The following is a 5,875-nucleotide window of genomic DNA, read 5'->3' as shown; positions in this document are numbered from 1 at the left end:
CCAGATCTCTGATCTGTTTGCTGCTTATGCAGAGCTGACTTTCGTCAAGCTGCCTCCAACACTACTGTTCGTAGTGTCGCCATCGATACCGAGTCGATTTCCTCCTTTTTGATAGTGAAACGTTCAAAACGGATTTCCCGCTGTAATTACGTTGAAGTGAATGAGTATTTAAAACCGTACTGGCACGGACTACATGTTGGTCAGATGGTAGTAAAACGTTGAAAGCCACGTCGTGCGTGGGTTGAGACGTTATGCGCTACGCGCGTCACTTGGTAGTGTCTTCGCCACTTCACAAGTGACGCGCGCTCCTCTGCTCCCAATGAGACTCACGTAAGCAGCCAAATGTACCCATTGGCTTTATACGTTCGTTCAAAGTTTGCATCGTCAGCAACACGTCATCAAAGCCTTTAACGGCTTTAAAGAAGTAAGCGATATCAGTCAGTTGTGACTGATTTATCCAGGCAAGGACTGCCTAATGTAGATGTGTGCCTGGCTAGTTAGCACCAAGGCATTGAGAGACTTTTCAGCAGCCTTAACCGCTCCGAATACTACGTTGAATGAGCGATATCTGCTCCCAAAGGCGGGCAGATGTACCACACCATACCTGGCGTGCTCCCTCTCAGGCTACGGAAGCTTTCTTTTGCCATCACCCGAAGGCGATCCTCGCAGATGGCTAGATCATTGGTGGCTGTCTATCGACAGCAGGGTCACCCGAAGGCGCTCATCGCAGACCCACTGAGCATTGGTGGTCGTCCAGGGACGACAGTACAACGCGGTTAGCTTAAGCGATCATCTCGCTCAAGGTCAATTCCATTTAGCCCCATAAACATATCCAAAATCTATTTAACTTGAGCTACTCATAGGCAGAATTCATTCATTGATTCTCAGATATATCTACTACTATTGATGTATGAATGCCATGGCAACCAAATGTAACTCTGGTTCATTAGCCGCCAACGACGGAATGCATGTATTAAGATTTATTTCTTCAATGATTTTTTGTCCGACTATGATCCAGTCATAATCAGGAATAACCGGCTTCAGGTTAGCTGCATACTCGGGCACCCGGTAGATTTCTCGGCGAATTCAGATGGTGTAATCCAGCCCAGTGCAGAATAATGAGGAGGGTTATGATTATAGTGTATATGCGCCAGGCCTCGATTTTGCACAGTGCCCCCTCCAAAAACATGAACCAGCTCTCGTTAAACATTCCGGTTGCACCAGCCATTGAAGGACTCCACCGTGGCGTTGTCGGTGCGTGTCAAGGTAGTTGTCGCCTCCGTTAGTTTATGCTGCCAAGGTTTCCCGCTCCAGGTTCAGCCACACTTCATTCTGCCGGCTCCAGTTTCGTGTATGACCTGACCAACGGTGCGGGTTCCGCGACTTGGCAGCCTCATACACCGATTTGCGTTTCTCCAGTAAAGCAATGTCTTCCCCCCGATGCCGCTGGCCCGGTGTCACATAGTGAATACCACTGTGTCGGTGAGATTCGTTGTACCAACCGGTAAATGTCTCTACCCAGGCACCCGGGCCTCTTCCAGCGTCGCGAAGCCTTTCTCCGGCCACTGAGGCACGTATTTCAGCGTCCGGAACAGTGACTCAACGTGTGCGTTGTCATTGCTCACCCGCGGCCGGCTGTGCGACGACGTTATCTTCAGCTCCGCAAGCTTCACCTGGAGCACCTGCGATTTCATCGGGGCGCCGTTATCGGCATGCAGCACCAGCGGCTGTTGCCAGCAACCCTCGCTCAGCACTGTCCGGTTCATCAGTGCAGCAGCCTGCTCACCACTTTTATTGGCATGAACCTCGTAACCAACGATTTTACGGCTGAACACGTCTTCTATCAGGTACAGGTAAAACCAGATACCGGCTGTCGCCGACGCCAGTAGAGTAAGAGGCAGGGCGTAGTCGCACTATTTCCCAGCCTCTCCTCTCCGAACCGGACATTGACCTTGGTCTTGGTCTTGGTCTTGGCGCGGTAGGGTCGGCAGACTCTGGGTGAAAAGCCGTACTTCTCCGCTAATGCCAACAATAATGGGTTCCAGCGATGGCGCCCATCACCGTATACATCCCGTTCCAGAATGATGCCCTTGGCGTTATCAAACTGCAGGTGCCGTGGTATGCCGCAAAAAAAGCCAGTGCATACTCGATGCCATCGCACCATGCAGCCGTGTCCTGGCAAAATGAACAGAAATTCTGGCCATAGTGCAGGATCGTGGCATTTTCATCCGGAATACGCAGGTGTCTCAAACCGCACAACGGGTTCCGCCGGTTGCTGCTTCAGCGGCAATAGGAATGCCGTCAGCATACTGTAACCACCGGCGTAACCCCGCTCTCGAATCTCTTGCAACAGCACGCTGACGGGGATCCAATGGGGACGAGCTGCTTGAACCCGTTCAAGAATGTAAGCCTTGAGCGGATCGAGCTTGCCGGGACGAGGAGCTCGGTTGGAATAACGGGATGATGATGCAGTACTGATATACCGCCGAACAGTCTGGCGAGAGCAACGTAAATGACGGGCAATGGCGCGGATGGACATGCCTTGCCGAAGAAGAACAGCAATCTCCACTATTGACTCCAATGTTAGCATCGGCAGCTCGCTTAAAACTGCCAGTTTTACCCTAGGTGGGTCTGAATTACATTGATATGTGGGTCATTTTTACATCTGTACTAACAGCCAGCGTCGGTTCTTTTTGCCAGCACATCCTGCAGCATCGCCTTATCAAGGCTTAGGTCAGCAACCAGCTGCTTCAGCCAGAGATTTTCCTCTTCTAGCTTTTGGCAGACTTCCGGCACCGACGTACCCAACTCGGCCTGTTTCAGGACAAAGACGATCTGTTCTTTGGTGAATCGTGACTTTTTCATCGTCACAACCTCCGTTCAGGGAAGTGTTTATCATGCCGGAATGCTGTTTCTGAATAGGGCAAGATTTTGGGTCGGACTCAGATAACATAACCAGCCAGGTGAGATATAGGAATGTTTAAAAAAGGAAATAATCAATTTCCCAAAAAGGACAAAAAAAATCGCTAAAAACATATAAATATAAAATTAATGACTTAATTAAAAATGAAAAACATTGTTATATTCTAAAAATATGCATAAACCAAGATAAATAAACCAATAATTTTATTTAAAAAAGAGCAATCAACAACAAAGTTACCGCCCTCATTCATTATTTACTTTTTATTACATATATATACATCTAGTTAATAAAAATATTTTACAAAAAAACCACATAATGCAACATTGCTGAAACAATAATTTATCTTAAGTTTCAGGTGGCATTACGCGTCAGGGCGGTAGCATTTTCAGTAGATCATCATGAGTGGATCTCTACCCACAAAGCAGTAGATGTCTGCTCATATCTGGTCTATTAACCAATACAGAAGGAAAGATTATGAAACTGAACGAAGAACTGGATTTCACCCAAGACACTGACAACGTGATCGAACTGAGTGAAGAAGAAATGATGCTCATTTCTGGTGGTAGCAAAGCATAAGTATCTAAGGTGAAGGGGTTTTCTCTTCACCTTTTAAATCCCAACTTTACTTTCAAGTAACAGGAGAAATGGGATGCATCACCGCTTGCCATGGCTGACAGAACAGCATTCACTACTTAATTATTACGAATGTAATGGCCTGTATAAAAATCATAAATTAACTGATTTCCTGAAAAAAAAGAAGAAATTAAAGATTTTAGTCATCCCCAGCTCAGCATCTCTTTTCCTGTCCGAGCTAGAAAAAACATCGCATACCTTGCACTACTCAGACATTGATAAAACGATCATTAAACACATGAAGGTAGGTACTGCTAGAAAAAAAAACATAACCTTTAAGTTAAAAGATATAACAAAAAAAAACGAGACAAAATATGATGTCATAATTATTCCTCGCTGTGCCATTCATATGTTCCCTGCTGAAAAAATTGATAGCATAGCTAAATTTTGCATTAACAGCCTAAAGAAACCAGGAATAATTGCATGTGAACACATTGAAGATAAATATTTTACTAACACCAGAACTCAAAATATTTCTGATGCAAAAAACAAGACAAAGACAAAATATAAAATCATAAAAAAAAACCAGCACATAATCAAGTTAAATAAAACAACATATCGGAATAGAATAATAATAGAAAAGTCGTTCTACAATCTTCACAGCATAAGTTTCATAAACTTTCGACAGGAATTGGAAAAAAAAACAAAACTTACCACATTGTACGAATGGGATGTAGAGCAAAATCGAAGAGGGATAATAAATGACACAATCAAATTTACGGTCTTGCAGTCAGAATGAAAGATCGATAAAAATCGTCGAAGAGATTGAAAAAAATGGATACTGCCATATCAATGGTGTGATTAGTGCTGCGGTGGTAAACCGGCTAAAAGCTAGATTAAATAAGCTCGCCAGTCAGGATTATTATCATGGCAAAGTACATAAAGTAATGGTTCTTAATCCGGAAGAAGATGAAATAAGAATGTTATGTAAAGAGGACACCATTCTAAAAAACGTAGGTGACTATTTGGGAAATTCATTCAGAGTGTCCATGATTGAAGGCACCTGCAGCGTTCAAGAATCACATAAAAAAATTAATATATCTGACAATTTTTCAAGCGAAACATTTTTAGGATGGCACAGAGATGGCGGGATTTTAAACGAACATTACGATACGAATTTGAATGATAAAAAACTGAGTATAAAATGTGCTGTATGGCTCAGTGAAGTAAAAGCAGATGGTGGTAACTTAGTTTTACTTGAACAAAGTCATCGTGATTATCATAAGCAGAAGGAAGATTTCAATTTAAAAGTAATAACTGCAAAACCCGGTGACATCACTTTATTTGACCGAAGAATTTTACACACAAGAACACCAAATTTCCTTTCAAAAAAGAGAATGGCTATTTTCATAGAGTATTCATTAAAGTGGATAAAAAGAAAACAAAAAATAGATTTTAACCTCACAGATAATGAAATTGACATTGCTCTATTCAGCAATGAACAGAAAGGTTGGGAACTATATAAACAGGATGATTATTAATGAAACAAAGCATTGCGCGTCTATATTTCTCACGCAGATTATTAAAATCATATATAAATACACATGATTATATTCCTGAGAATGTTGAAAATATAGATCTTCAACATATTAACATCAACAAATTGCTGCCAGTCTTGGAATGGTACATTCGCTATTTCTCAAGAACAAAGGAGTTAAACTCCAGAAATATCGAAATGATATGCAGCTACAACCGATATCAGGCTGGTAAACAGCAAAAAAACGAAAAATATTTCCATTCTGTTGTGGCCATAAAATTAAAAGAGAATGGAATTCCATGGACATTGAGAAAAGGTATGTCATACACTAATTACTATAAAGAAAAAACACACCGAACCTATAACGACATTGATTTACTGATTTTAGAAAAAGACAAAACAGTCTTTCAAAATACGCTCACTGCCATCGGCTTTATCAGTGGAATTTACGATAATGAAAAAGACATTATAAAAAAACACAGTAGAGAAGATGCACTCTATTATAAAATGAGCCCAGACCATTTACCTCACTATACAAAAGTTTTGGATGATAAAACGGATATATGTATAGACGCGGCATTCACTCTGGCATGGGATAAATTTGAGGAAAAAGAAAAATTAACGAAATTTATACAATCAGAAAAAATTCAGAATAAAAATGGTAATAGCATGACAGCAGGAGGACACTACCTGGAATGTGCCTTTCATCTGTACCGGGAAATGTTCAGTGGTTCATCCAAAAAATCTAAGACATTCAGAGCCTCTGGACTATTGGATCTCGGATTAATTCGCAATCATATTAACTACAGTTACTATAACAGTCTTTTCCCCGAGGTTGAATT

Annotated in this window: 4 protein-coding genes and 2 pseudogenes; 3 read left to right on the top strand and 3 right to left on the bottom strand. The window is 41.9% G+C overall.

From position 1 onward, the window contains the following. Positions 1–1,287: 1,287 nt before the first annotated feature. The 3 genes and pseudogenes from ADK28_RS32890 to ADK28_RS06050 form a co-directional block, all read right to left on the bottom strand. Positions 1,288–1,895, bottom strand: a pseudogene (locus ADK28_RS32890) (transposase); the annotation flags it as partial. A 329-nt stretch (positions 1,896–2,224) separates the two neighbouring features. Next, the gene (locus ADK28_RS32395; RefSeq protein ID WP_075202042.1) at positions 2,225–2,590 is read right to left on the bottom strand and encodes a helix-turn-helix domain-containing protein; all 366 of its coding nucleotides are present in this window, start codon (positions 2,588–2,590) and stop codon (positions 2,225–2,227) included. A 98-nt stretch (positions 2,591–2,688) separates the two neighbouring features. Beyond that, a pseudogene (locus ADK28_RS06050) lies at positions 2,689–2,865 on the bottom strand (transposase); the annotation flags it as partial. Positions 2,866–3,572: 707 nt separating this feature from the next. Between ADK28_RS06050 and ADK28_RS06045 the strand changes: the two are divergent. The 3 genes from ADK28_RS06045 to ADK28_RS06035 form a co-directional block, all read left to right on the top strand. Next, the gene (locus tag ADK28_RS06045; RefSeq protein WP_048795165.1) at positions 3,573–4,295 is read left to right on the top strand and encodes a hypothetical protein; all 723 of its coding nucleotides are present in this window, start codon (positions 3,573–3,575) and stop codon (positions 4,293–4,295) included. Continuing rightward, positions 4,258–5,037, top strand: a complete 780-nt coding sequence (locus ADK28_RS06040; protein ID WP_075202041.1) for a phytanoyl-CoA dioxygenase family protein — start codon at positions 4,258–4,260, stop codon at positions 5,035–5,037. Before ADK28_RS06045 ends, ADK28_RS06040 begins: the two co-directional genes overlap by 38 nt. Then, positions 5,037–5,875 (top strand): nucleotidyltransferase family protein (locus ADK28_RS06035; RefSeq protein ID WP_048795163.1); only part of this gene is annotated, 839 nt, incomplete at its 3' end. The genes ADK28_RS06040 and ADK28_RS06035, both read left to right, overlap by 1 nt.

Source organism: Serratia sp. 506_PEND, from assembly GCF_001076875.1.
GTDB lineage: Bacteria > Pseudomonadota > Gammaproteobacteria > Enterobacterales > Enterobacteriaceae > Serratia > Serratia marcescens.
Note: the sequence above shows the minus strand (reverse complement) of the source record. Positions and strands in the feature narration are given on the sequence as shown.

Excerpts from the sequence above, each read along its gene's own strand:
- ADK28_RS32395 (WP_075202042.1), bottom strand. The coding sequence starts at position 2,590 with ATGCTAACATTGGAGTCAATAGTGGAGATTGCTGTTCTTCTTCGGCAA.
- ADK28_RS06040 (WP_075202041.1), top strand. The coding sequence starts at position 4,258 with ATGACACAATCAAATTTACGGTCTTGCAGTCAGAATGAAAGATCGATA.
- ADK28_RS06045 (WP_048795165.1), top strand. The coding sequence starts at position 3,573 with ATGCATCACCGCTTGCCATGGCTGACAGAACAGCATTCACTACTTAAT.